29 protein-coding genes are annotated in these 23,786 nt (G+C 71.9%); 16 read left to right on the top strand and 13 right to left on the bottom strand.

The window, feature by feature from the left end; all coding sequences use genetic code 11:
- Nucleotides 1-41 precede the first annotated feature (41 nt).
- Nucleotides 42-929 (top strand): DUF5926 family protein, encoded by an 888-nt coding sequence (locus OG598_RS27510; protein WP_328651686.1) that lies wholly within the window; start codon nucleotides 42-44, stop codon nucleotides 927-929.
- Nucleotides 930-989: 60 nt separating this feature from the next.
- Here the strand turns inward: OG598_RS27510 and OG598_RS27505 are convergent, their stop codons facing one another.
- Nucleotides 990-2,207, bottom strand: a complete 1,218-nt coding sequence (locus tag OG598_RS27505) for an arginine deiminase (protein ID WP_091396783.1) — start codon at nucleotides 2,205-2,207, stop codon at nucleotides 990-992.
- A 163-nt stretch (nucleotides 2,208-2,370) separates the two neighbouring features.
- On the opposite strand from OG598_RS27505, the gene OG598_RS27500 reads away from it, so the two are divergent.
- From OG598_RS27500 to pheA, 5 genes are all read left to right on the top strand, one after another.
- Nucleotides 2,371-3,108, top strand: coding sequence for a hypothetical protein (locus OG598_RS27500; RefSeq protein WP_124821449.1), 738 nt, complete (start codon nucleotides 2,371-2,373; stop codon nucleotides 3,106-3,108).
- Between the two features lie 169 nt (nucleotides 3,109-3,277).
- Nucleotides 3,278-3,736 (top strand): hypothetical protein, encoded by a 459-nt coding sequence (locus OG598_RS27495; protein ID WP_112583869.1) that lies wholly within the window; start codon nucleotides 3,278-3,280, stop codon nucleotides 3,734-3,736.
- Nucleotides 3,737-3,811: 75 nt separating this feature from the next.
- Nucleotides 3,812-4,201: an ACT domain-containing protein gene (locus OG598_RS27490; RefSeq protein ID WP_112724985.1), complete on the top strand. Its 390-nt coding sequence runs from the start codon at nucleotides 3,812-3,814 to the stop codon at nucleotides 4,199-4,201.
- A gap of 207 nt (nucleotides 4,202-4,408) precedes the next feature.
- On the top strand, nucleotides 4,409-4,903 hold the full coding sequence (locus OG598_RS27485; RefSeq protein WP_328651685.1) for a hypothetical protein: 495 nt from the start codon (nucleotides 4,409-4,411) through the stop codon (nucleotides 4,901-4,903).
- A 10-nt stretch (nucleotides 4,904-4,913) separates the two neighbouring features.
- Nucleotides 4,914-5,867, top strand: coding sequence for a prephenate dehydratase (gene pheA / locus OG598_RS27480; RefSeq protein WP_328651684.1), 954 nt, complete (start codon nucleotides 4,914-4,916; stop codon nucleotides 5,865-5,867).
- 87 nt (nucleotides 5,868-5,954) lie between these two features.
- On the opposite strand, the gene OG598_RS27475 is transcribed toward pheA, so the two are convergent.
- The 3 genes from OG598_RS27475 to OG598_RS27465 all read right to left on the bottom strand — a co-directional run bounded on the left by OG598_RS27475 (nucleotide 5,955) and on the right by OG598_RS27465 (nucleotide 7,731).
- Nucleotides 5,955-6,677 carry an AIM24 family protein gene (locus OG598_RS27475; protein ID WP_112583872.1) on the bottom strand — a complete coding sequence of 241 codons (723 nt, stop codon included), beginning with the start codon at nucleotides 6,675-6,677 and terminating at the stop codon, nucleotides 5,955-5,957.
- 125 nt (nucleotides 6,678-6,802) lie between these two features.
- On the bottom strand, nucleotides 6,803-7,150 hold the full coding sequence (locus OG598_RS27470) for a metallopeptidase family protein (protein WP_030487733.1): 348 nt from the start codon (nucleotides 7,148-7,150) through the stop codon (nucleotides 6,803-6,805).
- Nucleotides 7,151-7,299: 149 nt separating this feature from the next.
- Nucleotides 7,300-7,731: an OsmC family protein gene (locus OG598_RS27465; protein WP_091396762.1), complete on the bottom strand. Its 432-nt coding sequence runs from the start codon at nucleotides 7,729-7,731 to the stop codon at nucleotides 7,300-7,302.
- Between the two features lie 131 nt (nucleotides 7,732-7,862).
- Here OG598_RS27465 and OG598_RS27460 point away from each other — a divergent pair, with 131 nt between their 5' ends.
- From OG598_RS27460 to OG598_RS27450, 3 genes are all read left to right on the top strand, one after another.
- Entirely contained in the window at nucleotides 7,863-8,600 is a 738-nt protein-coding gene (locus tag OG598_RS27460; protein WP_328651683.1) for a hypothetical protein, read from the top strand.
- Between the two features lie 407 nt (nucleotides 8,601-9,007).
- Complete coding sequence (locus tag OG598_RS27455; protein ID WP_328651682.1) at nucleotides 9,008-9,829, top strand: HAD family hydrolase; 822 nt, start codon at nucleotides 9,008-9,010, stop codon at nucleotides 9,827-9,829.
- On the top strand, nucleotides 9,829-10,641 hold the full coding sequence (locus tag OG598_RS27450) for an HAD family hydrolase (RefSeq protein WP_210787440.1): 813 nt from the start codon (nucleotides 9,829-9,831) through the stop codon (nucleotides 10,639-10,641). The genes OG598_RS27455 and OG598_RS27450 overlap by 1 nt, the downstream gene beginning before the upstream one ends.
- A 2-nt stretch (nucleotides 10,642-10,643) precedes the next feature.
- Here OG598_RS27450 and OG598_RS27445 read toward each other — a convergent pair whose 3' ends face one another.
- Complete coding sequence (locus OG598_RS27445) at nucleotides 10,644-11,246, bottom strand: bacterial proteasome activator family protein (RefSeq protein WP_091396749.1); 603 nt, start codon at nucleotides 11,244-11,246, stop codon at nucleotides 10,644-10,646.
- An 84-nt stretch (nucleotides 11,247-11,330) separates the two neighbouring features.
- Between OG598_RS27445 and OG598_RS27440 the strand changes: the two genes are divergently transcribed.
- Nucleotides 11,331-12,128: an alpha/beta hydrolase family protein gene (locus OG598_RS27440; protein WP_328651681.1), complete on the top strand. Its 798-nt coding sequence runs from the start codon at nucleotides 11,331-11,333 to the stop codon at nucleotides 12,126-12,128.
- A gap of 80 nt (nucleotides 12,129-12,208) precedes the next feature.
- Complete coding sequence (locus OG598_RS27435) at nucleotides 12,209-13,396, top strand: ABC transporter substrate-binding protein (protein WP_328651680.1); 1,188 nt, start codon at nucleotides 12,209-12,211, stop codon at nucleotides 13,394-13,396.
- Nucleotides 13,397-13,463: 67 nt separating this feature from the next.
- Here OG598_RS27435 and ddaH read toward each other — a convergent pair whose 3' ends face one another.
- A complete protein-coding gene (gene ddaH / locus OG598_RS27430) occupies nucleotides 13,464-14,297 on the bottom strand; it encodes a dimethylargininase (protein WP_442931387.1) in 834 nt (277 codons plus the stop codon).
- A 59-nt stretch (nucleotides 14,298-14,356) separates the two neighbouring features.
- Between ddaH and OG598_RS27425 the strand changes: the two genes are divergently transcribed.
- Together OG598_RS27425 and OG598_RS27420 are read left to right on the top strand one after the other, a co-directional pair.
- Complete coding sequence (locus OG598_RS27425) at nucleotides 14,357-14,821, top strand: Lrp/AsnC family transcriptional regulator (RefSeq protein ID WP_030331732.1); 465 nt, start codon at nucleotides 14,357-14,359, stop codon at nucleotides 14,819-14,821.
- 72 nt (nucleotides 14,822-14,893) lie between these two features.
- Nucleotides 14,894-15,850, top strand: a complete 957-nt coding sequence (locus tag OG598_RS27420; RefSeq protein ID WP_328651679.1) for a zinc-binding dehydrogenase — start codon at nucleotides 14,894-14,896, stop codon at nucleotides 15,848-15,850.
- Between the two features lie 6 nt (nucleotides 15,851-15,856).
- On the opposite strand, the gene OG598_RS27415 is transcribed toward OG598_RS27420, so the two are convergent.
- The 3 genes from OG598_RS27415 to mobA all read right to left on the bottom strand — a co-directional run bounded on the left by OG598_RS27415 (nucleotide 15,857) and on the right by mobA (nucleotide 18,098).
- Entirely contained in the window at nucleotides 15,857-16,963 is a 1,107-nt protein-coding gene (locus OG598_RS27415) for a T3SS (YopN, CesT) and YbjN peptide-binding chaperone 1 (RefSeq protein WP_328651678.1), read from the bottom strand.
- Nucleotides 16,964-17,043: 80 nt separating this feature from the next.
- Nucleotides 17,044-17,310: a DUF6457 domain-containing protein gene (locus OG598_RS27410; protein ID WP_112625373.1), complete on the bottom strand. Its 267-nt coding sequence runs from the start codon at nucleotides 17,308-17,310 to the stop codon at nucleotides 17,044-17,046.
- Nucleotides 17,307-18,098: a molybdenum cofactor guanylyltransferase gene (gene mobA / locus OG598_RS27405; protein ID WP_442931386.1), complete on the bottom strand. Its 792-nt coding sequence runs from the start codon at nucleotides 18,096-18,098 to the stop codon at nucleotides 17,307-17,309. Before mobA ends, OG598_RS27410 begins: the two co-directional genes overlap by 4 nt.
- 80 nt (nucleotides 18,099-18,178) lie before the next feature.
- On the opposite strand from mobA, the gene fdhD reads away from it, so the two are divergent.
- Entirely contained in the window at nucleotides 18,179-19,045 is an 867-nt protein-coding gene (fdhD, locus tag OG598_RS27400; protein WP_328651677.1) for a formate dehydrogenase accessory sulfurtransferase FdhD, read from the top strand.
- Between the two features lie 13 nt (nucleotides 19,046-19,058).
- On the opposite strand, the gene OG598_RS27395 is transcribed toward fdhD, so the two are convergent.
- The 4 genes from OG598_RS27395 to OG598_RS27380 all read right to left on the bottom strand — a co-directional run bounded on the left by OG598_RS27395 (nucleotide 19,059) and on the right by OG598_RS27380 (nucleotide 21,686).
- Nucleotides 19,059-19,775, bottom strand: a complete 717-nt coding sequence (locus tag OG598_RS27395; protein WP_238687589.1) for a GAP family protein — start codon at nucleotides 19,773-19,775, stop codon at nucleotides 19,059-19,061.
- 165 nt (nucleotides 19,776-19,940) lie between these two features.
- Entirely contained in the window at nucleotides 19,941-20,258 is a 318-nt protein-coding gene (locus tag OG598_RS27390; RefSeq protein WP_328651676.1) for a helix-turn-helix domain-containing protein, read from the bottom strand.
- Entirely contained in the window at nucleotides 20,258-20,557 is a 300-nt protein-coding gene (locus OG598_RS27385; protein WP_328651675.1) for a type II toxin-antitoxin system RelE/ParE family toxin, read from the bottom strand. The genes OG598_RS27390 and OG598_RS27385 overlap by 1 nt, the downstream gene beginning before the upstream one ends.
- Before the next feature lie 85 nt (nucleotides 20,558-20,642).
- On the bottom strand, nucleotides 20,643-21,686 hold the full coding sequence (locus tag OG598_RS27380; protein ID WP_328651674.1) for a DUF4192 domain-containing protein: 1,044 nt from the start codon (nucleotides 21,684-21,686) through the stop codon (nucleotides 20,643-20,645).
- Between the two features lie 173 nt (nucleotides 21,687-21,859).
- Here OG598_RS27380 and OG598_RS27375 point away from each other — a divergent pair, with 173 nt between their 5' ends.
- Nucleotides 21,860-22,774 (top strand): fructosamine kinase family protein, encoded by a 915-nt coding sequence (locus OG598_RS27375; protein WP_328651673.1) that lies wholly within the window; start codon nucleotides 21,860-21,862, stop codon nucleotides 22,772-22,774.
- Nucleotides 22,771-23,784 (top strand): GTP 3',8-cyclase MoaA, encoded by a 1,014-nt coding sequence (moaA, locus tag OG598_RS27370; RefSeq protein ID WP_328651672.1) that lies wholly within the window; start codon nucleotides 22,771-22,773, stop codon nucleotides 23,782-23,784. The genes OG598_RS27375 and moaA overlap by 4 nt, the downstream gene beginning before the upstream one ends.
- Nucleotides 23,785-23,786: the final 2 nt, after the last annotated feature.

The raw sequence follows: 23,786 nt of genomic DNA, 5'->3' as shown, positions 1-23,786 counted from the left end.
CCGGTCACGGCGAGACGCTCGGGGCTCTAGGCTGTGACGCCGTGAGTAAGCGTCGAAAGAGCCAGCGCGCCGCCGCCGACACCACCCCCCGTCGCGAGAAGGTGCGGGACGTCTTCGTGCCGCGTCCGTTCGACGGGCTGGTCGACGAGTCCGAGTGGATCGCCTTGCGCGAGTTGGTGCCCGCCGCCTCCGCCCCGCTGCGGCTGGCGCCCGCCCTGGTCGAGGAATTCGGCGACCGGGCGGCGACGCTCGCCACCGTGCTGCCCATGGCCGCCCCGGCGATCACCAAGCCGGACGGCCGGGTGCTGATCGGTCTCCAGCGCCACCAGCAGTCCGGTGACGTGTCGCGGGACCTGGCCGACGCGCTGCTCAGCGCGCTGCGTGCCGAGCCGGGTGGCCAGGTGACAGTGCCGCCACTGCCCGGCCCCGGGCCCCGGCTCCAGGACATCCTCGTGGACGGTCCGCTGGACATCACCATGCACGACGGTTTCGACTTCTGGCTCGACCCCGGGGCCGCCGACGATCCGACCGTCCAGGCGTCGCTGGAGCGGGCCAACGCTGCCATCTACCCGACGGTCCGGCTGACCGCGGCGAAGGCCGCGTACTGGTGTCAGGTCCCGGAAAAGGCCCACGTGCGCTGGGTGCTGCCGGACGACGAGGACGCCGCCCTGGACGCGCTGGCCCGACTCGGCGCGGCCGGCACGCTGACGCTCGGCGAGCAGACCAAGTTCGCCGGCATGTTCCGCGCGCACGGTCGACTCGTGCCGGTCTGGGACCTGCCCGAGGAGACCCCGGCCGCCGAGTGGGAGGAGCCGGTGGCGCAGTTCGCCAAGCGGTACGCCGAGGCGCTCACCGTCACCGACCCACTCGACGCCGCCGGCCGCCGGGCCCGTCAGGGCCTGCTCGGCCGCCAGCTCACCCTGCGCTGAGCCAGGCAGTCTCCCCCTCGGGGGCACCTCGCTCAGCCGTGTGACGGGCCGGTCGCGTGTTCAGCCGGCTACGGGTAGCGGGTCTCGGGTGATCGGGCAGGACATGCAGCGCGGCCCGCCCCGACCGGAGCCCAACTCGGAGCCCGCGATCGGGATCACCTCGATGCCGGCCCGCTCCAGTTGGGCGTTGGTCTCCGTGTTGCGCTCGTAGCCGACGCAGAGCCGAGGGGCCAGCGCGAGGGTGTTGTTGCCGTCATCCCACTGCTCGCGTTCCGCGGTGACCGGATCCAGCCCGGTGTCGATGACCCGGAGCAGGTCGAGGTCCATCGCGTCGGCGGCGGCCCGCAGGAACGGCGCCGGCCCGTCCACCCGCGGGTCCTCGCCGTCCCCGCCGGCGATCACCGTGTACGCGGACAGCGTGCTCGCGATGTTGGGGTACATCAGGACGGCGTCCACGTCGACCATCGTGCACACGGTGTCCAGGTGCATGGTGGCGCGCTTCTGGGCGATCGGCACCACCAGGATGGTGTGGGCCAGGCCGGCGGCGAAGACCTGCCGGCCGAGGCGTTCCGCGCCGGCCGGGGTCGTCCGCTCGCCCACCCCGACCGCCAGCACCCCGGGCGCGAGCAGCAGCACGTCCCCGCCCTCCAGGTGCTCGAGGCTGGGGCGGTAGACGAACTCGGTGCCCGCGAACCGGGGGTGGTGGCGGTAGATGGCGTCGGTCAGGGTGGTCTCGCGGCGGCGGGCCGGCATGGCCAGGCTGGTGACACCGACCCGGTCGCCGATCCACAGCGACGAGTCGCGGGTGAAGAGCAGGTTGGGCAACGGGTCGATGACGAAGTCGTGGCGGTCCATCAGCGTGTAGACCAGCCCACCCGGTCGCTCGGAGCTGATCCGCAACTCCTCGTGGGCCAGCCCGGCGGTGAGCACGTCGGCCAGCGCGGCCGGGTCCAGGTAGGAGAGGTGATCGGCGACGCGGGCGCGCAGCGTGTCGCCGAGCCGCCGGGAGCGCAGCACCTGCTCGGTGAGTTCGGCCCGGGCGTCCGCGACGGCCAGCGTCTCGGCCAGCAGGGTGGCCAGGTAGAGCACCTCGACGCCGCGCTCGCGCAGGGCGGCGGCGAACGCGTCGTGCTCCTCCTGGGCGCGCCCCACCCAGGGGATCGCGTCGAAGAGGAGCGAGTCGTTGTTGCGGGGGGTGAGCCGGGCCAGTTCGGGGCCGGGCCGGTGCAGCAGTACGGTGCCGAGCCGCCCGACTTCACTGTCGACGTAGTGGGTCACTCCCGCAGCGTAGGGCAGGGTTTAGCGGCATCCGAGAAAAGAACTGTGGATGAATATGGCATTCATCCACAGTCATTCCGGCGCTCCGGCTTGCCGAACACCGGTAGTGGCAACGTAGGGTAGTGAGGACATAACTTCGAGGGACCTTTTGCCGGAGGTCGCGATGACTGTCTTTCCCGCACGACGAGCCGTACCGTCCGCTCGGGCACTGCCGCCCGTCGCGGTGCCGCACCCCCGCGTCGAGGCGCCGGGGGTTCTCGAACCGGTCCGTCCGACACCGCTCGAATGGGCCCGCCGCCGTCGGGCCGAGCGCGGTGCACGCCGCCTGGAGGCGGCCGGGGCACGGGCACTTGGCCAACTCGACCACCTCGGGCCTGCCTGGCACGTGATCGAGTGGCCGCGCACCGACGTGACGGACGTTCTCGACCGCGGTCAGGACGACCGAGCCGGGTTCCTCGCCATCGGGCCGAGCGGCCTGTTCGCCGTGACCATCGCCGACCACGGCCGGGCCCGCGTGCTCGTCGCCGGAGACGTGGTGCAGATCAACGGCAAGCGGCCTCCGTACGTGGCCGAGTCCCGCCGGGACGCCAAGCGGGCCAGCAAGGCCCTCTCCGAGGCGGTGGGGCTGCCCGTTCCGGTGACGCCGGTGCTGACCTTCGTCGGCTCTGGTGTGATCAGCGTCTACGGCCTTCCGAAGGACTGTCTGATGGCCACCCACCGGGAACTGGACCGGCTGCTCGTGGCCGGCGGCAGCCGGATCAGCCCCGCCACCGCCGAGAAGCTTTCCCGGGTCGCGCAGCACCCGGGCACCTGGCTGAACGGCACGTACCGTCCAACCGCCGACTACCGGTGGTACGACGAGGGCCGAACGGCCGCTGACAAGCCGGCCCACCGCCGGTAACGTCACCGGCGACGCCACGCGGCTCCGGTCCCCCCGTTCACCTCACCGGTCTCCGCGCCGTCACCGGTCGCCTCGGTTCACGCTGCGCGCCCCGGTGACCCGGTGCGCTCGGTGATTCCGTCGGCGACCCGCTAGCGTGGACAGTCGATCGGTGCACATAGGAGGCGCGGTGGCCCACGTCGAACTTTCGCTCTCGGAAGCGTTCGTGCCGGCGGCGCGGGCCTCGACAGAGCCGGAGTCCGACAACGTCGGCCAATGGTCGTCGACAGTCTCCCGGGCCGACGAGCCGTGCCTGCTGATCGACGCCGACACCCGGGTGGTGGCGATCTCCACGGCCGGGTGCGAGCTGCTCTGTCTCGGTGAGCCGGCCGGGCTGATCGGGCGACCGCTGCTCGACGGCGGGCTGCGCCTGCTCGACTTCACCGCCAACCGGGGCGAGCTGACCGAAGCCGAGATCGACAAGATTCCGCCCCTGCTGGCGCTCTCCTCCGGCCGACTCGCCCGTGGGCTACTCAGGGTGCAGGCCGCCTCGGCGAACAGCTCCGACGCGACAGTTGACGCGATCTCCACCCCGGTGCTCACCGACGGCACCGTCGCCGGCTCACTCACCTTCTTCTCCGAAGTCTGACCTGCGGCGCAGTGTGTCCTTCGCCGCACGCGGCGTTGTCCGGGTGGGTCCGCACGAAGGCCGTAGGGTGCCCCCATGCTCGATATCGCTCTGCTGCCGGGGGAATACGCTGTGTGCCGGCTGGCCGCCGGCACTACCCTGCCGTACGCGCTCTCGAGCGGGCTGCGCGGCGCGGACGTGGTGACGGTGAGCTGGACCTCCGACGGCATCTCCGTGATCTGCCCGACCGACCGGGCACCGGCACAGGCTGTGGTGGAGACGACCTGGCGTTGCCTACGGGTCACCGCCCCGGTGGCGTTGGCCGGCACCGGCAGCCTGGCCGCGCTGGTCGACCCGCTCGCCGAGGCACGGGTCAGTGCCGTCACGTTCTCCACGTTCGACACCGACTATCTGCTGGTGCCGACCGTCCGGCTGACCGAGGGCACGGCCGCGCTCCAGCGCGCCGGGCATCGCGTCACCGGCTGACCTTCACCCGAACGGCCGCTCACCCTACGATGGGCTCGGCCACCCCGGCCGCGACGAATTCTCCGATGTCCCGAGGATCGGCCCGTGCCGTTCACCCCACCCCCGCCCGCGTCCCCCTCACCGCGGTCGACGATCCACCCCCCACCGGCGGCTCCAGGCCGGGCAACCGATCGCGTTCCGGCGCGGAGCCTCGCCCGGGTCCTGCCGATGGCTCTCGCCGTCGCGGCGCTGGCCGGCTGCGGCGCCCCACCCGGGCTGGGGGAGCCGACCAGCGTGCCCACCCACACCGCAGCCCCGACACCGTCCGGCCCGAGCACCGCACCGGCCACCCCGCCGACCACCGCGCCGTCCCTCGGTACGGTCACGCCCACCCCGGACGCCGGGTTGGTCGCGACGGCCTGCCGCAACGGGCCGACCGGCCAACGGGTGCTGCAACTGTTGCGCGGCCGGGCCGGAGTGCTGCCGGCGGACGTCCGGGTCCAGGTCCGCACCGGGCCGCTCTGCGCCGCTGACTGGCAGTTCACAGTGCTGACGGTGACCGGGCACGAGGAACTCCAGGTGGTCACCCGGGGTGAGCCCCGTTCCCCGGCGCTGGTCACCGCCGGCACGGACGTCTGCACCATCGAGGTACGCGCCACCAGCCCGGCCGGGATTCGCGCCCTCGCCTGCGACGCCGGCCCGGCCAACGGACCGGGTGCGTAGGCTGATCGGCATGCCGGGAACACCGCCGACACGTTTCGTCTTCCTCGGGCCGGAGGGCACCTTCGCCGAGCAGGCCCTGCGCTCCATACCCGCCGCCGAACGCGGCACCCGTACGCCCGCCCGCAGCGTCGGAGAGGCGCTGGACAGCGTCCGCGCCGGCGACGCCGACGCCGCGCTGGTGCCACTGGAGAACTCGATCGGTGGCGCGGTGGGCGTCACGCTGGACGAGATGGCCGAGGGCGAGCCGCTGGTGATCACCCGGGAGGTGATCCTGTCGGTGGAGTTCGTGCTCGCCGCGCGGCCCGACACCCCGCTGACCTCGATTCGCACCGTGGCGGCCCATCCACAGGCGTCCACCCAGTGCCGGGGCTGGTTGCGCGACCACCTGCCCGACGCCGTGGTGGTCGACGTGCTCTCCAACGGCGCGGCCGCCGCCGGTGCTGGCAAGGGTGAGTACGACGCGGCGATCTGCGCACCGATCGGCGCCACCGGACACCGACTCACCATCCTCGCCGACAAGATCGCCGACCACCCCGACGCGGTGACCCGATTCGCGCTGGTGTCCCGCCCCGGGCCGCCACCGCCGCCGACCGGTGACGACCTCACCTCGCTCGCTGTCTACATCGCCCACGACCGGGTCGGCGCGCTGCTGTCCGTGCTGATGGAGTTGGCCGTCCGTGGGGTCAATCTGACCCGGATCGAATCCCGGCCGACCGGCGAGGCGTTGGGCCGCTACGTCTTCTTCCTGGACTGCACCGGCCACGTGGCCGACGTACGCCTGGGCGAGGCGTTGCAGGGGCTCCGCAGGGTCTGTGCCGACGTCCGCTTCCTGGGCTCCTACCCCCGGCACCGGTGGGCCGAGGCCGGCGAACGCCCGGTGCCCGCGCCAGCGGGCCTCTCCGACGTCGACTACGCCGACGCGGCGGCCTGGCTGACCCGCCTGCGTACCGGTGAATTGACCTGACCGGCGCGGAGCGCCCCCAGGAGAACGGGAGCGCCCGCGCCGCTGCGGTCAGCTCGACAGGTCAGCTGCGGCCAGCGCCACTCCTGGTCAGCTCAGCAGACCGCCGAGCAGACCGCCCTCCTGCTGCTGCTGGCCACTGCCCAGGACCGGCGGCTCCTCGGACGGCTGCACGACCACGAAGCCCTGACCGGCGAAGCTCATGGTGAACGACTCACCGGTGCGGCGGCCGAGCAGAGTGCCGAGGCCGAGCTGCTCGGCCCGGTGGTAGCCGGTCTGGAGGTTGGCCGACCAGCAGACCGCGGCCTGGGGGTCGACGTACGTCGGGGCGTCCACGTTCAGCACGACCGGGGTGCCCTTGGTGGTGATGGCGATCCGCCCGTAGCCGCTGAACACACAGTTGAAGAGGCCGGACGAGGACGCCATCCCGGCGCCGCCGACCATCCTGATGTCGTACTGGAGGGTGGAGTCGAAGGCGAGCACGCTGCTGCCGTTGATGGAAAGGGCGTCGCCCGGCTCCAGGTCGATGATGTGTACGTCCTTGGCCAACTCGGCGAGGAAGACGTCACCCTGCCCGGTGACCTTCATCAGCGGGACGCCCTCGCCGGTGAGCTTCTGCTTGAGGAACTTGCCGAGGCCACCTGAACCCAACGCCTGGAACTGCACATTCCCCTGGTAGGCGACCATCGACCCGACCCGGGCCATCGCCTCGCCGTTGAGCTCGATCTTCAACATCTTGGAGTTCTGCAACCGCATGCCGGGCTGCGCGGACTCCTTCTCCAGATTCTCCGCGGAGAACAGCTCGCTGCGCATGAAAGGGCCTCCTGAATAGGGTCGCGTTCGCTGCACCGACGGTAGGCGACCTCGGCAAGCACCGGCCATCGGCCGGGCGGCGCGGCGCGGCGGGTCGTGCGGCGGGGTCGTGTGGCCCGCGGGGCTCAGCCCCAGCCGAGCGCGTGCAGTCGCGCGTCGTCGATGCCGAAGTGGTGGGCGATCTCGTGCACCACTGTCACCGCCACCTCGTCGATGACGTCCTCGTCGTTGTCGCAGATCCGCAGGATCGGATGGCGGTAGATGAAGATCCGGTCGGGCAGCACGCCGGAGTAGTCCCAGCCGCGCTCGGTGAGCGCATGCCCCTCGTAGAGGCCGAGCAGGTCGACCTCGCCCGGTGGCGGGTCGTCCTCGACAAGGATCACCACGTTGTTCATCAGGCCGAGCAGTTCTTCGGGCACCTCGTCGAGGGCTTCGCCGACCAACTCCTCGAAGCGCTCACGGCTCATCTCCACCGGCACCTCGCCCATTGTGCCCGACGCGGGGGCACGCGGCCCGGTCCTGCTGGACGACAGTGGCCGTCATCCGCACATGCACGGAAGAAGCGACCACCCGGGATCGGGCGGAGGCTCCTTCCGTGGACGTACGGTGTGGGCCGGCTGGCTCAGGCAGCCAGGCGGGCGTTGAGGGTGATCTCGGCACCCGGCGAGAGCAGGCGGGAGATCGGGCAGTTGGCCTTGGCGGCCTCGGCGAGCTTCTGGAACTCCGCGTCGTCGATCCCCGGGACCTGGCCGACCGTCTCCAGGTCGATCCGGGTCACCGTCATGCCGGCGTCGGTCTTGTCCAGGTGCACCTTGGCGGTGGTCTCGACCGAGGTGGCCGTGGAGCCCGCGTCGGCAAGCGCCTTGGAGAACGCCATCGAGAAGCAGCCGGCGTGCGCGGCGGCGATCAGCTCCTCGGGGTTGGTGCCCTCACCCTCCTCGAAGCGCGACTTGAAGGAGTAGTTGCCGGACAGGCCGCCCTTACCGGTGCGGATGGTGCCCGCGCCCTCGGTGAGATTGCCCTGCCATTGTGCTGAAGCGGTACGGATAGGCATGGGGCAAACGCTAGCGGAAAGGCGACCGCCGAGCGACAGAGCGGCGCGCTCGCCAGCCCTGCGATCCCGGTCACCACCAGCTTGCTGTGCCATGATGCGACCCAGGTCCGTGACCGGCGGAAGGGTGGCCGATGTCCGAGGAGCTTCCGATCCCGCGGCAGGGCGACCGATCCGAGGCCCCGGCGGTGATCGAGTGGGGTGCCGACGAGCCGGCCCCGCGACGCCGCTTCGCCTGGTCCCTGGCCGATCTCGCGCAGGACCCTCGGCTGCCCCTCCTGCTCGCCGGTCTGGGCGCGGTGGCCGCGGTCGCCTCGCTGGTCGGTGAGTGGCTGGTGATGAACCTGCCGAACGGCGGGCCCGACGGAAACACGACGATCAAGGTGCCCGCCGGGGTGTCCGAGGTCGGTGGCTTCGGGATCGGCTACCTGGTCGGGCTTCTCGCCCTCGTCTGCGCCGTGGCGCTGACGTTGCGCGGCACGGCGTCCGTGCGGCCGAACGCCCGGCTGGCCGGTCTCACCCTCGCCGGCGCCCTGCTGGCGCTGCTGGTGGCCGCCACGGCCAGCCTCGACAACCCCGGTCAGCGAAACTTCTTCTACTCGCCCCAGGACGGCTTCCAGGTCGAGTACGGCCGTGGGCTGGTGATGGCGTTCGTGGCCTGTGTGCTGTTCGGGGCCGCCCTGCGGCTGACCCCCGCCGCACCCTCTGGCGCGTTCGGGCCGCCGGACGACGACCACCCCGCCGACGCGCCAGCACCACGGCCCCGGCGCCGCCGCCGAGACCCCGACCCGATCGAGGACGGCCTCCCCGCCCCAGCCGACCTGACGGTCACCCCCGCCGCACCCTTCGCCCGCCCCGACCCCCAGCCCTAACCCCCAACCCGAACCCCCACCGCGCCGACCTCACCCCGCGCCGCCCAACCCCGCGCCGCCCAACCCCGCGCCGCGCCGACCTCGCCCCGCGCCGCCCAACCCCCTACCGCGCCGATCTTGCACTTTCTGTCGCGACAAAGCGGGGCCAACCCGGCAAATCGGCAACCACAAGTGCAAGATCGCGGGGACGGGGAGGGCGGCGAGGGCAGCGCGCGAGGGCGGCGAGGGCGGGGACGGCGAGGGCGGCGCGCGGGGGACATCTTGCGGAGGGCCGGGGTTGGCGTCCGATTCGCCTGGAAGCCATGGATGCGACCCGTTCCGCGAGGTACGGTTGCTGCCCGCCGTCACGCCGGGCCCCGGTTTCCTTGGCCACGGCAGGTGCGACGGCGGCGGGCGAAGGAGGAACGATGACCCGCCCGGGACTGCCCAAGTTGATCGCGACCGACCTCGACGGGACGCTGGTCCGCAGCGATGACACCGTCTCCGCGTACACCCATGGGGTGCTCGACCGGGTGCGCGCCGCCGGAATTCCGGTGGTCGGCGCAACCGGACGCGGCCCTCGGTTGACCGAGTTGACCCGCAACGACATCCGCGCCGCCGACTTCCTGGTGATGGCCGGCGGCGGACGGGTGGTGGACCAGAGCGACCCGAGCGGCCCGGTGGTGCTCCGCGACGAGCGGCTGCCCGCCGAGGTGCTGGCCCGGCTCCTCGCCGACCTGGAGGCGGAGGTCGGCCCGCTGACCGTGATGGTCGAGGCGTCCGACGAGAACGACGCCCCGCTGTGGGGCGACTACCACGAGAGCTGGCCCTACCAGGACCGCTTCGAGGCGCGCACTCGCGACGAGTGCCTCGCCTGCGACGTGATCAAGGCGTTCGCCCGCACCGCCGACCATCACGTGGACGAGCTGCTGGCGGTGGCCCGCCGGATCGTCTCGCCGCAGGTCGCCACGCTCACCCAGGCCGGGCTCGGCTTCATCGAGATCTGCCCGCCCGGCGTGGACAAGGCGACCGGGCTGACAGTGGTGGCGCAGACCCTCGGGGTCGACCCGGCCGATGTGCTGGTCTTCGGTGACATGCCCAACGACCTGCCGATGTTCGAGTGGGCCGGTTGGTCGCGGGTGGCAGTGGCCAACGCACACCCCGCGCTGCGCGCCGCCGCCGACGAGGTGACCTTGCGCAACGACGACGACGGGGTGGCGGTGTATCTGGACCGGCTACTGTCCCGGTAATGGGAGACACACCCCGCCTCATCGCCACCGACATCGACGGCACGCTGATTCGCGACGACCACACCGTCAGCCCACGCACCGCCGACCTGCTCGCGCGGATCTCCGCGCGAGGCACTCCGGTCGTGTTGGTCACCGGCCGTCCGGTCCGCTGGCTCAAGATGGTGTACGACCAGCTCGCGCGACCGCTGCCGGCGGTCTGCGCGAACGGCGCAGTGGTCTACGACCCGTTCGAGGACGAGGTGGTGCGGGCTGACCCGCTCGCCCCGCACCACCTGGCCGAGGTGGCCCGGAGGCTACGGGCCGAGGTGCCCGGGATCAGCTTCGCCGTGGAGATCCTGGACAGCCGGGAGATGCGGCACGAGGCGCACTACCCGCTGCGCTGGGACGCCGACGCCAACGGCATTCGGCCGATCGAGACGCCGGAGGAGTTGCTCTCGGTGCCGGCGGTGAAGCTCCTCGCCCGAGCCGGCGAGCAGGACCCTGACGCCTTCGCCGAGCTGATCGCCACGGCGGTGGCGGGGTTGGCCGAGGCCACGCACTCGTCGTCCTCCGGGCTGGTGGAGATCTCGGCGGCCGGTGTGACCAAGGCGGCGGGGCTGGCCTGGTACTGCGACCAGCTCGGGGTGGCCGCTGCGGACGTGCTGGCCTTCGGTGACATGCCCAACGACGTGCCGATGCTGACCTGGGCCGGGCGTGGTGTGGCGGTGGCCAACGCGCACCGCGCCGTCCTGGCGGTCGCCGACGACGTGACGACGGCGAACACCGAGGACGGCGTGGCGGCGTACCTGGAGAAGATCTTCGGGGTGGACTGAGGTCAGAGGTACTGGCCGGTGTTGTGACCCTCGCCGCCGCCCGGCTGGCCGATGCCCGGCATCCCGGGGACCACCCCACCGGGGCCGCTGGGCAGCGCCTGCCGGCCGCCGCGCATCTGCTCCAGCTGCACCCGGGCGGCCATCTGCTGGGCCACCAGGGCCGCCTGGATGCCGTGGAACAGGCCCTCCAGCCAGCCGACGAGCTGGGCGTGCGCGATCCGCAGCTCGCCCTCGCTGGGGGCCTTGTCCTCGGCGAAGGGCAGCGAGATGCGCTCCAGCTCGTCGCGCAGCTCGGGGGCGAGGCCCTCCTTGAGCTCGACGATCGACCGCTCGTGGATCTCCCGCATCCGGTTGCGGCTGGCGTCGTCGAGAGGTGCGGCCTTCACCTCCTCCAGCAACTGCTTGATCATGCTGCCGATCCGCATCACCTTGGCCGGCTGTTCGACCAGGCGGGTCGGGTCCTCGCCCTGGCCCTCGTCGGTCTGCATCGTGCCGATCGGCCGGCCGTCCGGGCCAACCACCACCACGGTGCCGGAGTGGCCGGAGTCGTCGGGGCCGGGCTCGTCGTTCTGTCCAGCGGAGCGCGCTTCGGTCATGGGGTCCATCTTTACCCAGCCGGCGCGAACCATGCCGGCCGGGACCGACTACCGGGGCCGAACCACCCGGGCGGGGCGCGCTACCGTCGCGCCATGCCTGTCGACCCGCGCGCCGTGCTGACCCGGCCCGCACCGGAGCCCGACCGGACAGTGGCGTACGGGGACCACCCGGATCAGGTGGCCGATCTGCGCCTTCCGGCGGGAACCGGGCCGGCCCGGCCGCTGGTCGTCGTCCTGCACGGCGGATTCTGGCGGGCCGAGTACGACCGACGGCACACCGGCCCGCTGGCCGCGGCCCTCGCCGCTGACGGCTACCCGGTGGCGCAGCTGGAGTACCGCCGTACCGGGCAGCCCGGGGGCGGCTGGCCGGGCACCCTGACCGACGTGCTGACCGGGGTGGCCGAGCTGCCGGTGCTGGCGGCCGAGGCGCTGCCCGGTCGGGTGAGCCTGGCCCCGCCGATCCTGGTCGGGCACTCCGCCGGCGGCCACCTGGCGCTGTACGTGGCGGCCACCGCCCCGGCAACTGTGGGCGGGGTGCTCGCCCTGGCCCCGGTGGCCGATCTGGGCGAGGCGTACCGGCGGGATCTGGACTCGGGCGCTGTCGCCGCGCTGCTCGGCGGCGGCCCGGCGCAGTACCCGGACCGGTACGCGAGAGCGGATCCACGGATGTTGGTACCGATACGAACACGCACAGTAGTTGTTCATGGTTCTGACGATCAGCAGGTCCCGGTGGAGATGAGCCGGGATTTCGTCGCAGAGGCGCGTGTCACAGGTTCCGATATTTCCCTTGTTGAACTGCCCGGATGCGAGCATTTCGGGCTGATCGACCCGGAGGCCGTCGCCTGGCCTCAGGTCCTCGCCATGTTGCGGTCCCTGCACGTTGATCACTAGCCATTGACGCAGCGTCGCGGACCAGGTAGAACGCCGGTGGGCGGTGTTCGGCCCTGTAACGCTTCCTTGGAAGGAACTCGGTGTCGCAGATGAATCGCAGGCGGGCGCTCCAACTGTTGGCCGCGCTCGGTACCACCGGGTTCGTCGCCGCGTGCGGCTCAGACGGTGACGCCGAGCCGACCGCCGACCGGGGCCCGATCAAGATCGGTTTGATCACGCCGCAGGCCGGTGGTTTCAAGAGCATCGGCGACGACATCACCAATGGCTTCCAGCTCTTCCTCGACCTGCACGACCAGCGGCTGGGCGGCCACCCGGTGGAGCTGCTGACCGCCGACGAGGGCGACACCGCCAAGACGGGCAAGGCGGCCGTCGAGGGCCTGCTCAAGCAGGGCGTGCTGGCACTCACCGGCGTGGTCAACTCGGCGGTGATGGTCGGCATCCGGGACACCGTGGAGCAGGCCCGGGTCCCGCTGATCGGCTCCAACGCCTCACCGAGCAGCCTCCAGAGCGTCTTCTACATCTGGCGGACGTCGTACGTGCTCGACGAGGCCGGTAAGGCGCTGGGCCGCTACCTACGCGACCAGCTGCCGGCGAACGGCCGCATCGCGATCATCATGCCGGAGAACGTCGGCAGCCCCGACGTGGTCCGCGGCTTCCGGCAGGAGTTCGGCGCGACCGACCCGCGGATCGGCGACCCGGTGACCTACACCAACGCCACCTCCAACCCCGGCAAGACGACGTACGCCTCGGACATCACCAAGGCGCTGGCCAAGAAGCCCACGGCGGTCTTCTGCTTCTTCGCCGGAGCGGCGGCGGTGGAGTTCATCAAGCAGCTGCGCGAGAAGTTCGCCGGGCCGATCTACGCACCCGGCTTCCTCACCGAGGGCGCCGTGCTGGAGAACCTGAAGGACAACGCGCTGGGCATCCAGACCGCGCTGAACTACTCGGCCGACCTGAACAACACCTCGAACCGGGTCTTCGCCTCGGCGTACCGCAAGAAGTACCAGGTCACCCCCACCACGTACGCGATGGCGTCGTACGACGCGGCGCAGGTGCTAGACCAGGCCATCCAGCTGACCGGTGGGAAGCCCACGCCGCAGCAGGTCAACCTGGCCCTGGGCAAGATCGGCCAGATCGACAGCCCGCGCGGCATCTGGCAGTTCAACCAGCCGCGTACCCCGCAGCAGAAGTGGTACCTGCGCGAGGTGCAGCGCGACGGTCAGGTCATGTCGAACGTGCTGATCAACGAGCTGGCCACGCTGGGCTGAGCGCCCACCCGGAGCACGATCAGGGGCCGGTCTCCCAGTGGGAGGCCGGCCCCGAGCCGTTCGCAGGTCAGTGCCGCAACTCGGCGATGCAGCACTTCACGCTGCCGCCGCCCTTCTTCAGCTCGGCCAACTCGACCGGGACCGGGGTGTACCCGGCCGCCTTGAGCTTGCCGGCCAGGCGGGTGGCCTCGCTGTTGAGCACCACGTTCGCACCGTCGCTGACCAGGTTGAGCCCGAAGGCCATCGCGTCCTCGTCGTCGGCGATCACCGCGTCCGGGAAGAGCTGGGTGAGCACCCGCTGGCTGGCGGCGGAGAACGCGCCCGGGAAGTAGACGACGTTCGTGTCGTCGATGGCCGCGAGCGCCACGTCCAGGTGGTAGAAGCGGGGGTCGATCAGGCGCAGCGACACCACCGGACGACCCAGCGCCTCCTGCGCCTCCGCGTGGGCGGGGATCTCGGTACGGAAGCCGTGGCCGGCCAGGATGAGCCCGCCGTGCGCCTCCGGCACGTACGCGAAGTCGCCCTCACCCTCGTTGGTCTCGCTGGGCGCGATGAACCGCCAGCCCTGCGCCTCGTAGAAGGCGTGGTGGGCGGCGGCCTCGGCGGCCCGCTGCTCGTGCTTGAACCGGGCGCCGTAGACGCTGCCGTCCACCACGAAGCCGCCGTTGGCGGCGTAGACCATGTCGGGCAGGCCCTGCTCGGCGGTGAGCAGGTGCACGTCGTGGCCGAGGCCGACAAGCGTCTCGCGCAGCCGGTCCCACTGCTTGACGGCCAGGTCCCGGTCGACCGGGGTGGTCACGTCCATCCACGGGTTGATCGCGTACTCGACCGCGAAGTACTCCGGCGAGCACATGAGATATGTCCGCTTTCGCGGGAAACGCTGCTGGTTCACGGTCACCAAGAGTAGGTACCGTGGAACTTTGAAAACAGCCACAAGCGTTGCTTCCCAGAGGCGGAACGTTGCAGATAGACGCGGTAGACCAGCGGATCATTGCGTTACTCGTCGCGGACGCCCGTGCGTCCTACGCCGACATCGGTGCCCGGGTGTCACTCTCCGCCCCAGCGGTCAAACGTCGCGTCGACCGACTGCGCGCCACCGGCGTGATCAGGGGATTCACGGCCGTCGTTGATCCGGCCGCCGTCGGCTGGACCACCGAGGCCTTCGTCGAGCTGTTCTGCGCCGGCCGGACCACCCCGGCGCAGATCGGCGTGGCCGCCCGCCGACACCCCGAGGTGGTCGGCGCGTACACCGTCTCCGGGGAGGCGGACGCGCTCGTACACCTGCGCGCCGCCGACATCGCCCACCTGGAAGCGGCACTGGAGCGGCTGCGTGCCGAATCCTTCGTGACCTCCACCCGCAGCACCATCGTGCTCTCCCGGCTGGTCGAATCACCCGGCGTCGGCCCGTCCGCCGGCACCTCTTGACCTCAACCCAGGTTGAGGAGATGGACTGGCCCCGAGTGGGCGAGGCAGCCCATCGGGGCCGAGGGGGCTGTCATGCGGGCGATCTGGTTACGTGAGTTCGGCGGGCCCGAGGTGCTGGTGCCCGGCTCCGCGCCCGACCCGGTTCCCGGTCCCGGCCAGGTGCTGATCGACGTCGCGCACGCGAACATCACCTTCATCGAGACGCAACTGCGCGCCGGTCACCCCGGCCCGTTCCGCCTCACCCCACCGCTCATCCCCGGCAACGGCGTCGGCGGAGTGATCACGGCGGTCGGGTCGGACGTCGACCCGACGCTGACCGGGCAACGGGTGGTCAGCGCCACCGGAGGTTCCGGCGGTTACGCCGAACGCGCGGCAGTGGACGCGTCGGCGACGATCGCCGTGCCGGCCGGGTTGGCTCTGGACGAGGCGGTGGCACTGCTTGCCGACGGGCGGACCGCCACCATGCTGATCGAGGCGGTCGGCGTCCGCCCGGGCGACCGGGTGCTGGTGGAGGCCGCGGCCGGCGGCGTCGGCAGCCTGTTGGTGCAGCTCGCGGTCCGGGCCGGGGCCCGGGTGATCGGCGCGGCCGGTGGGCGACGCAAGGTGGACCTGCTACCCGGCCTGGGCGCCGAGCTGGCCGTCGACTACCTGCTGCCCGAGTGGGCCGAGCAGGTCCGCGCTGCCGTGGGCGCTGTCGACGTGGTGCTCGACGGCGTCGGTGGTGCGGTGGCCCGGGCCGCCTTCGACCTGCTGCCCTCGGGCGGCCGGATGGTCAGCTTCGGGCTGGCGAGCGGGCAGTGGTCCCCGGTGTCGGCGGAGGCCGCCACGGCACGGCAGGTCATCCTGGTCCGCCCGGACGTGCCACCGGCCCGGCTGCGGGCGTACACCGAACAGGCCCTGGCGGACGCGGCGGCCGGCCAGCTACGACCGCTCATCGGCCAGCGTTTCCCACTGGAACGCGCCGCCGACGCGCACGCCGCCATCGAGGCGCGCGCGACGGTCGGCAAGACCCTGCTGGACGTGGCCTGATCGGGCTCAGAGATACATGCCGGTGCGGTGCTCCGACTCGTCGCGCCGGACCGGCTTGTCACCCTCACCGAAGAACCGCTTGCCACCGAACTCGCCGTGCAGACGGTCGTCCAACTCGTCGGCGAGACCGGTCATCACCTGCACGGCCAGCATCAGATGGGTCGCCTGGAAGTTGCGGCCGAACACCGGGATGGACGCCCACACCGTGTCGTCGGCGCAGTAGAGGCGGCCGATCGGCATCCGGTTCGTCAGTTCGGAGAGCTTGACGTAGAGCCGCTCGGTCGGCTCCACCTCGGTGAGCACCGGGGAGAAGACGTCCACCAGGGGCGGATTGTCCCGCACCCGCACGAAGACCATCGCCGAGCCGGCGCGGATGGTGATGTCGCCGTCCGAGTCGATCTGCAACCGGTCGGTGTCCGACTTCAACATGGTGGAGACCACGGTGCGGACCCGATCGGCCAGGTCGAGCACGTCATCCTGCTCGACCTGCGCGGCGGCCGCCTCGGCGAGCGCCTCCTCCAGGTCCGCCTCGACGTCGGCGTCCGGACCGAACTCGCTGCGGGCGGTGCCCAGCGGTTCCACGGTCAACGGCTCGCCCTCGGCGTCGTGCACCAGATAGACGAGGAAGGCCGGGTGCGGAGCACCGTAGACGTCCCGCAGCGTGCGGGAGAGCAGCGTGGCGACCTGGGTCGACTCGGCAGTCGTGGCGTTCAGCCCGAAGGAACCGCCGGAGCCGGCGACCACCCCGGGCGGGGACCAACCGAGCGCGACCATGTCCGCCACCGCGCCCCGGTCCAGTCGGTAGCCCGCCGGCAGAGCGGCGTTGCCGACCGCGCGGGCGGACAACACCCGGTCCGCGTCCACGTCGATGCTTATCGAATAGACGGCGTCCCCGGTGCCGGAGGCGGTGGGGTCCAGGGTCACGTCGAGGTGCGCACCGACGGGAAGTTCCCGCAGCCGTACGGCGAGCGCGCGGGCGAACTCGCGCCACGCCTCGGTCACCTTCGCCCGCAGGTCGGTGGTGCTGGGCTCGTCGAGCAGGATCGATTCCGCCGGCTCAGTCGAAGCGCCGGGCAGCTCACCGTGCGGCGCCGAGGGGTGGTCAGCCGTCATGATCGCCTCCGTCCGTCACGATCACCCTACCCAGGCCGCCTGTTGGTCGAATCAGCCCGACCAGGATCGGACAGCGGCGATCAGGGGGCCGTCGGGTCCGCGGGGTCGGCGCCCAGCTCCACCGGCCAGGCGCCCGCCAGCGCGCTGAGCCGGGCCGCGGCGTCCGCCGGGTCCGCACCCCGGCCAACCGCCAACCCGAAGAGGTACGCGGTGACCGGCGCACCCGGACGCAGCACCTGGTGGGCGACGTCCCGGGCCAGATCCAGCACCGCCGGCACCGGCACCGCGGCCGGGTCCAGATCCAACTCGGCGCACACCGCCGTGACCCAGTCGTCCATCACCGTCATCGCGCCCACTCCTCCGCCCGGCGTACGTCCTCGTCAGTGTCGCAGTCGAACCACGGCGGCGGGCCCTCGCCGGACCAGGCCACCTCCCGCACGACGAGACCGGCCAGCAACGCCCGGACCGGGGCTCCGGACAGGGTGCCGCCCCGCTCGACCGTCAACCGGTGCACCGCTGCCCGCAGCGCGGCGACCCGCCAGACACCGCAGAGCGACTGCCGCCGCCCGTCCCCGTCCACGAAGCACGCCCCGTCCGGCCCTCGCTCGCCGGCGACGCCACTGCGGGCCGGTGGCGCCGGAGCGAGGCCGCCGTGGTCCGGCGAGGCGGGGGTAGAGCCGTCACCCGGCGGTTCGGTGTCCGGGGTCTCCCGGTCGAGGTGCTTCAGCAGTTCACCGATCGCGGCCCGGGTGAGCAGCGGCAGGTCGGCGGCGAGCAGTGCGACCACGCTGACGTCGGGGTCCAGCAGCGCCAGGCCGGCCGCCGCCGCGGCGACCGGGCCTCCACCGGGCGGATCCTCCCTGACGACCCGCACACCCGCCGGCACGGCGTCGGCCGCACCGACCAGCACCCGCGGCGCCGCGTCGCTGACGGCGGCCAGCACCCGGTCACGCATCGGCCGGCCACCGACCGGAAGCGCGGGCTTGTCCAGCCCGCCCATCCGTCGGGCGGCCCCACCCGCGAGCACCACTGCGGCGTACGTCCCCACCCGGCCACCGTAGCCGTGCCACCGCCTCGCCCCGGTGATCATGGAGTTATCGGTCGACACGCCGACGGCACGCGCGGGCAACTTCATGATCAACCCGTGGGGGGTGGGGGGGTGCCCGATGGCCGGTGGTCGTGCGGGTGTGCCGGCGGGGGGTGCAGGATGGCGGGATGGGACGGGCAACTGATCGACGGGGCGTACTCCGTATCGACCTGGACGCGGCGACCGCCGGGCGCGGGTCGGTCCGTCGACCGGACACGCTCGCCGTGGAGGAGCCGCTGGAGATCCGGGTCGGCGCGGCCGGTCCCGGCAAACGTCGGCCGCTCGCCGTCACCATGCGCACCCCCGGCGACGACCTGGACCTGGCCATCGGGTTCCTGCTGACGGAAGGGCTGATCCGGTCGACCGACGACGTGTTGACAGCGCAACTCTGCGCCGGCGCGGAGACGCCGAACACGTACAACGTGGTGGACGTGGTGCTCGCCCCCGGCGTACCGGAACCGACCACCGACCCGTCCCGGAACTTCTACACGACCAGCTCCTGCGGGGTCTGCGGCAAGGCCAGCATCGACGCGGTACGCACCCGGTCGCTCTTCCCGGTCGCGGCGGATCCGCTCAGCGTGCCGGCCACCCTGCTCGCCGAGCTGCCCGACCGGTTGCGCGCCGCCCAGCGCGGCTTCGATCGCACCGGCGGGCTGCACGCGGCGGGCCTGTTCACCCCCGACGGTGAGCTGGTGGTGCTCCGGGAGGACGTGGGCCGGCACAACGCCGTGGACAAGGTGATCGGCTGGGCCGTGCGGGAACGCCGACTGCCGCTCGCCGGGCACCTGCTGCTGGTCTCCGGACGGGCCAGCTTCGAACTGACCCAGAAGGCGTGGATGGCGGGCTTGCCGCTGCTGGCCGCGGTGTCCGCCCCGAGCACCCTCGCCGCGGAACTGGCCGACGAGGCGGGGATGACACTTGTCGGCTTCCTGCGGGGGCGGACCATGAACGTCTACACCGGGCCGCACCGGATCACTGTGGAGCAGCCAGCCTGACCCGAGCGGCCCGTCATTTACCGATCCGGTCGATCAGGTCGAACAGGGCCAGCCGTGCGGCGGCATCACGGGCGATCAGGAAACCGGCGATGCCGAGGATCCAGCCCAACGCGCTGCCCGCCTTCGTGACGATCCAGGTGTTCAGGCGGGCCAGTACCGGCTCGACCAGTCGCGGGCGGGCCACCCTGGCACCCAGCAACAACACGGCCGGCAGCACCATGACCAGGCAGTACCCGGTGAGCAGCGCCACCACGCTCGCCGCTCCGACCCCCGAGGTGGCCAACAGACCCACCGCACCGAGGTACGGAAGCATGGTCGCCACCTCGGCAAGCGCGGCGAGCAGCGCGAGCCCGACCAACCAGCGGGCCGAGGAATCTCCGGCGGTGGCCCGGTCCCGCCAGCGCAACACACCACCGGTACGGGGACGTCGCTTGCCGTCGTATCGGAAGCTGAGCGCCAGCATTCCCACGCCCAGGACGAGTTGTGCCCAGAGGACACCCCGGTTGTCCAGGGCGCCGCCCAGCGCGTCGCCCAGCCTGCTGCCTCCCCAGACCAGCAGCAGCCCGACCGCGAGGTAGAACACCGCGATGGTGGCGAGGTAGCCCAGGATCCGCCGGACGTTGACCGGCCCGGGGGCGAGCAGCAACCAGACCGGGATGAAGAGGGTGCCGATGCTGGTGCTGTCGATCAACGCCAGCCCGGCCAGCGACAGCAGCAACTCGGGGGTCATGTCGTACCAACGCGGAGAAGGGCCACGAGATCATTCTCCGGCGGCGGTGAGCCTGCCGCGTCGGCCGTGGACAGGAGCAACGCGTACATCCTTCGACGGAGGCGTCGCCCGAGGACCCGTCCCGGGCGATCGACCTCGGGGGACGAGGGATCATCGCCCCGCCGGCTATGCGGCCACGATCTCGACGGCTCCGCGGGAGATCTTGACGTCAAACTCCATGCCGGTGCCCTTGGAGAGCTTGACGAGGGTCGCGATCGACGGCGGCTGGTCGCCAGACTCCAGTCGTGCGATGACCGACTGGGTCATCCCCACCTTGCGAGCGAGCGCGGTCTGGGTCAGCTGGTTCTCAGTGCGGTACGCCACGATACGGAGCGCGACCTCGCGCGCGAACGCTGTCCGATCCCACTCTGCGCGGAACACCGGGTCGTGACGGCTGGCATCGCCGATGACCTGCTGCGAGGTCTTGAGCTCGGAACGTTTCATCACTCCGCCTCCACGTCCTTGATCCTTCGCTCTGCGGCTGCGACGGCCCGGGCGAAGTTCCGCTGACTGACGCTGGCTTCCGGCCCGATGGCGCTGACCACGAACGCCTCACCAACCTGCGTATAGAAGACACGCCACCGGCTACGCCCTCCGCGTGGGCGTAGCTCACGCACGTTGTCGGCGGTTCGGATCTTGCTGGAGTGCGGGTAGCCAAGGTTGGGGCCGAGGCTCTCCAGCTTTTCAACGGCGTGCCCGATTGCTGTCTGTTCGATCGCGGGTATGGCTCGCAGCTCGGTCACGGCTTCCGGGTGAAAGAGGACTGACCAGAGCCGACTATAGCAAGATTGCGATACGGCTGCTGCGGAGTCTCCGGCATCTGGCTCGTCAGCGGCGGCCACGTCGGCTCCGTTTGCGGGGCCGGATGACGCCGGGCATCCCGACCGACGGCCAGCCGTCCAACTCGGCCGGGGGCACGCCCCGTCGGAGCAGGTCGTCCAGCACCAGGGCGAGCGAGTAGTCGGGGTGCAGGCTGAGCGTGCGTTCGAGCGCGACCGCCGCCAACGCGCCCTGCCCGGCGCGCCACGCGGCGAATGCCAGCAGCGCACCCGGCGCGGCGGCCATCTCCGGCTCGGCGCGGCGCAGCACGTCGGTCCAGAGGGCAATGTCCCGGTCCCGGCCGTCGGTGCGCTCCCACGCGTGATCGCGGACCGGCAGGTGGGTCATCAGCAGGCTCAACCAGGCCACCTCGTCGTCGTCGAGCCGCTCACCACGCCGCTGCCGGCGTTGGGCCTCGCGGACCGCCGCCACCCCGGCGGCGCGCAGCGCCCGCGCCCCGAGCAGGTCACTCTCGGGTGCCTGCTCGATCAGCTCGGCCAGTCTCAGCTCCGCGCGGGCGGTGGCCGCGCGGACCGCCTCCCGGGCTGGCCCGTCCACCGGCGCCACCTGCGCCACCAGGGCGGCCCGGTCGGGGAGTGCGACCTGACCGGCGAAGACCGCCGAGGCGGTCAACCGGTTGGCGGTCGGGTCGTAGCGGCGACCCTCGGGCGGGCAGCAGTCGGGCTCGGTGCAGAGATAGGACCACCAGCGGCCGTCGGTGACCCGCAGCGCGTCGAGCACGTGCATCCCGAAGTCGTTCAGCGCGTCGCGCACCGCGTCCACGGCCGGGGTGACCCGCTCCGGTTGCCCGTAACCCACGACTGTGGCGGCCTCCGCGCCCTGCCGGCGGATCACACCAGCCAGGTGCACGGCCAGCCCGCCCAGCTCGGTCGGCTCGGGCAAATCCGCGCGGGCGGCGAAGACGATCTGTCGGCCGACCAGCGCCACGGCGACCACGCTGTCGGTGGGGTGAAAGCCGAGCAGGTACGGGACAGCGGCGATCAGGTCGGCGGGTGAGCGGACGGCGAGCTGGGGGCGTTCGGTCGAGGTCATGCCGGAAGCCTGCGGCGGGCGTACCAGGCCCTGCCACCCCTGTGGACGACACGCGGCTTATCCACAGTTACTGAACGTGTTTTTCCTGCTCACGCCACACCTACGGGTGCGGAAAGAGCGCCGATGTCGTCGGGCGACACCTGGCTGTCGTAAGGAGCGGTTACCGTGCGCTGATGGACCTGGCGTACCTGCGCGCGCATCCGGCACACCTCCCGACCTTCCGGACCCATCAGCGGCTCCGGGAGACGCCGGTCGCCGGTGGAAACATCTGCGCGGCCGCCCGGCTCACCCTCGACGACGGCCACTCCGTCTTCGCCAAATCCTGGCCGGAAGGCGCCGGCCGACCGGCCCCGGAGGGCTTCTTCGCCGCCGAGGCCGCCGGGCTGCGCTGGCTGCGGGAGGCGGGCGCGGTCGGCGTACCCGAGGTGATCGTGGTGCTGCCCGAGCTGCTGGCGCTCGACTGGGTGGAGCCCGGCGAACCGACGCCGGAGGCCGCGGAGCGCTTCGGCCGCGAGTTGGCCGGGCTGCACCGGGCGGGCGCAACCGCCTTCGGTGCCACCTGGCCCGGGTTCATCGGCTCGCTCCCACAGGACAACACCCCTACCGCCGGGCGCTGGTCGACCTGGTTCGCGGAGCGACGCCTCGCCCCCTACCTGCGACGCTCGGTCGACGGTGGCGCGCTGACCAGCGCCGATGCCGCTCTGGTCGAGCAGGTGATCGGTCGCCTCGACGGGCTCGGCGGCGACGAGCCGCCCGCGCGCATCCACGGCGACCTGTGGCCGGGCAACGTGCTGTGGGGGGCCGACGACCGGGCCTGGCTCGTCGACCCGGCAGCGCACGGTGGGCACCGGGAGACGGATCTCGCCCAGCTCGCCCTCTTCGGCGGCATCCCCCACCTGGATCGGGTGCTGGCCGCCTACCAGGAGAGTTGGCCACTACCGGACGGTTGGCGTGACCGCGTGCCGGTGCATCAGCTGCATCTGCTGCTCGTGCACACCGCGCTCTTCGGCGTCAGCTTCCGAGATGTGGTCGTCCAGACCGCCCGTGGCGTCCTGAGCCGGGCCGAGCGCGCTACGGTCGACAGGTGAGCGTCGCCCCGGGGACCGACGGGGTCCTCGTCGACCGGTACGGCCGTGTCGCCCGGGACCTGCGCGTGTCCCTCACCGACAAGTGCAACCTGCGCTGCACCTACTGCATGCCGGCGGAAGGTCTCCCCTGGCTGGCCGGCCCCGAGTTGCTGACCGACGAGGAGATCGTCCGGCTGGTCCGGGTGGCTGTCGAGCTGCTCGGTGTGACCGAGGTGCGGTTCACCGGCGGTGAGCCGCTGATCCGACAGGGGCTGGTCGACATCGTGACGGCGGTCGCCGCCCTCGAACCCCGCCCCCGGGTCTCGCTGACCACCAACGGCATCGGCCTCGACCGACTGGCCCCGGCGTTGCGGGCGGCCGGCCTGGACCGGGTGAACGTTTCACTGGACACCCTGGACCCGGACCGGTTCACCACGCTCACCCGCCGCCCCCGCCTCGACGCGGTGCTGGCCGGGCTCGCCGGGGCGGCGGCCGCCGGGCTCAGCCCTGTGAAGATCAATTCGGTGTTGATGCGTGGTGTCAACGAGGACGAGGCGCCGGCGCTGCTCCGCTTCGCCCTCGATCACGACTACCAGCTACGGATCATCGAGCAGATGCCGTTGGACGCCCAGCACGGTTGGGCCCGCGACACCATGGTCACCGCCGAGGAGATCCTGGCGTCGCTGCGTACCGTCTTCGATCTGAGCCCCGACCCGGCCGAGCGCGGCGCGGCACCGGCGGAGACCTGGCTGGTCGACGGAGGCCCCGCCCGGGTCGGTGTGATCGCCAGCGTCACCCGCCCGTTCTGCGGGGATTGCGACCGCACCCGGTTGACCGCCGACGGCCAGGTCCGCGCCTGCCTCTTCGCCACCGAAGAGTCGGATCTGCGCGCCGCGCTGCGCACCGGCGCGGACGACGACGAGTTGGCCCGGCGCTGGCGTAGCGCGATGTGGGGCAAGCGCGCCGGGCACGGCATCGACGACCCCACCTTCCTCCAGCCGACCCGCCCGATGTCCGCGATCGGAGGCTGAGC

The sequence above is a fragment of the Micromonospora sp. NBC_00330 genome (assembly GCF_036136635.1).
GTDB lineage: Bacteria > Actinomycetota > Actinomycetes > Mycobacteriales > Micromonosporaceae > Micromonospora > Micromonospora salmantinae.
The sequence above is the reverse complement of the archived record's forward strand: the minus strand, read 5'-3'. Positions and strand labels throughout refer to the sequence as shown.

Excerpts from the sequence above, each read along its gene's own strand:
- OG598_RS27500 (WP_124821449.1), top strand. The coding sequence starts at position 2,371 with ATGACTGTCTTTCCCGCACGACGAGCCGTACCGTCCGCTCGGGCACTG.
- OG598_RS27490 (WP_112724985.1), top strand. The coding sequence starts at position 3,812 with ATGCTCGATATCGCTCTGCTGCCGGGGGAATACGCTGTGTGCCGGCTG.
- OG598_RS27485 (WP_328651685.1), top strand. The coding sequence starts at position 4,409 with ATGGCTCTCGCCGTCGCGGCGCTGGCCGGCTGCGGCGCCCCACCCGGG.
- pheA (WP_328651684.1), top strand. The coding sequence starts at position 4,914 with ATGCCGGGAACACCGCCGACACGTTTCGTCTTCCTCGGGCCGGAGGGC.
- OG598_RS27475 (WP_112583872.1), bottom strand. The coding sequence starts at position 6,677 with ATGCGCAGCGAGCTGTTCTCCGCGGAGAATCTGGAGAAGGAGTCCGCG.
- OG598_RS27465 (WP_091396762.1), bottom strand. The coding sequence starts at position 7,731 with ATGCCTATCCGTACCGCTTCAGCACAATGGCAGGGCAATCTCACCGAG.
- OG598_RS27460 (WP_328651683.1), top strand. The coding sequence starts at position 7,863 with ATGTCCGAGGAGCTTCCGATCCCGCGGCAGGGCGACCGATCCGAGGCC.
- OG598_RS27455 (WP_328651682.1), top strand. The coding sequence starts at position 9,008 with ATGACCCGCCCGGGACTGCCCAAGTTGATCGCGACCGACCTCGACGGG.
- OG598_RS27450 (WP_210787440.1), top strand. The coding sequence starts at position 9,829 with ATGGGAGACACACCCCGCCTCATCGCCACCGACATCGACGGCACGCTG.
- OG598_RS27445 (WP_091396749.1), bottom strand. The coding sequence starts at position 11,246 with ATGGACCCCATGACCGAAGCGCGCTCCGCTGGACAGAACGACGAGCCC.
- OG598_RS27440 (WP_328651681.1), top strand. The coding sequence starts at position 11,331 with ATGCCTGTCGACCCGCGCGCCGTGCTGACCCGGCCCGCACCGGAGCCC.
- OG598_RS27420 (WP_328651679.1), top strand. The coding sequence starts at position 14,894 with ATGCGGGCGATCTGGTTACGTGAGTTCGGCGGGCCCGAGGTGCTGGTG.
- OG598_RS27415 (WP_328651678.1), bottom strand. The coding sequence starts at position 16,963 with ATGACGGCTGACCACCCCTCGGCGCCGCACGGTGAGCTGCCCGGCGCT.
- OG598_RS27410 (WP_112625373.1), bottom strand. The coding sequence starts at position 17,310 with ATGACGGTGATGGACGACTGGGTCACGGCGGTGTGCGCCGAGTTGGAT.
- mobA (WP_442931386.1), bottom strand. The coding sequence starts at position 18,098 with ATGAAGTTGCCCGCGCGTGCCGTCGGCGTGTCGACCGATAACTCCATG.
- fdhD (WP_328651677.1), top strand. The coding sequence starts at position 18,179 with ATGGGACGGGCAACTGATCGACGGGGCGTACTCCGTATCGACCTGGAC.
- OG598_RS27395 (WP_238687589.1), bottom strand. The coding sequence starts at position 19,775 with ATGACCCCCGAGTTGCTGCTGTCGCTGGCCGGGCTGGCGTTGATCGAC.
- OG598_RS27390 (WP_328651676.1), bottom strand. The coding sequence starts at position 20,258 with ATGAAACGTTCCGAGCTCAAGACCTCGCAGCAGGTCATCGGCGATGCC.
- OG598_RS27380 (WP_328651674.1), bottom strand. The coding sequence starts at position 21,686 with ATGACCTCGACCGAACGCCCCCAGCTCGCCGTCCGCTCACCCGCCGAC.
- OG598_RS27375 (WP_328651673.1), top strand. The coding sequence starts at position 21,860 with ATGGACCTGGCGTACCTGCGCGCGCATCCGGCACACCTCCCGACCTTC.